The organism is Nocardioides dilutus, from assembly GCF_054779555.1.
On the sequence record NZ_BAAGYA010000006.1, the window covers coordinates 1 to 1,200 of the forward strand.

General features: G+C 68.5%; 1 protein-coding gene. It reads left to right on the forward strand.

All coding sequences use genetic code 11. The annotated features are described in order from the left end of the window. Positions 1 to 50 precede the first annotated feature (50 nt). A partial coding sequence (locus ACYVC6_RS22690) for an IS30 family transposase (protein ID WP_460716841.1) occupies positions 51 to 1,200 on the forward strand: 1,150 nt, incomplete at its 3' end.

Genomic DNA, 1,200 nt, shown 5'->3' on the forward strand with positions numbered 1-1,200 from the left:
GGTGCTCTCAACGGGTCGTCGCAACACTTCCTTGACTCAAGGAGGTCGCGATGGCGCGTCAGAGCTATCAGCGGTTGTCACCAGCAGACATCGATGAGATCTGGTCGCGGATGCGTGCTGGGCATGCGGTCAAGCCGACGGCGCGGTCGCTGGGGCTGGCCACGAGCACGGTGCGGACCTATCTGCTGCGTTGCGGCGGGATCAGACCCGACCCACGACATCGGGCGGCGGGCCGGCTGAGCTTTGAGGAGCGGGAGGAGATCTCCCCTGGCCTGGCCGCAGGTCTGTCGCTACGGGCGATCGCGGCTGGGCTGGGTCGCTCGACGTCGACGGTCAGTCGTGAGGTCGCCGGCAACGGCGGCCGGCGGCGGTATCGCGCGGCGGCCGCGGACCAGCAGGCGTGGGCGCGGGCGACCAGGCCCAAGGCGTGCAAGCTGGCCACCAACCCGGCGCTGGCTGGCATCGTGGCCGAGAAGCTTGCCCGCCGGTGGTCACCGCAGCAGATCGCCGGCTGGCTCAAGCTGACCTATCCCGACGACCCGGAGATGCACGTGTCCCACGAGAGCATCTACCGCACCCTGTTCGTGCAGTCGCGTGGTGCGCTGCGCAGGGAGCTGACCGCCTACCTGCGCACCGGCCGGGTGATCCGACGCGTCCACGGGGTCCGGTTGCCCGATGGCCGTGGCGCCAGGCCCGGGATCGTGAACATCAGCGAGCGACCCGCTGAGGCCGAGGACCGTGCCGTGCCCGGTCACTGGGAAGGCGACCTGGTCTTCGGCAAAGGCATGAGCCCGGTCGCGACCCTGGTCGAGCGATCCACCCGCTACCTGCTCCTCGTCGGGCTGCCCGACGGCAACCACAAGGCCGATGCCGTCGCCGACGCCCTGGCCGCCGCGGTGCGACACCTGCCCGAGCAGCTGGCGAAGTCACTGACCTGGGACCAGGGCCACGAGATGGCCGAGCACCGCAGGTTCACCGATGAGACCGGCATCCAGGTCTACTTCTGTGACCCGAAGTCCCCGTGGCAGCGCGGAAGCAACGAGAACACCAACGGGCTGCTGCGTCAGTACATGCCACGACGGCTCGACTTCCGGACGCTGACCCAAGACGACCTCGATGCCATCGCACTCGAGCTCAACGACCGTCCTCGACAGACCCTCGGTTTCAAGACACCATCACAAGCACTAGCCGAGGTGTTGC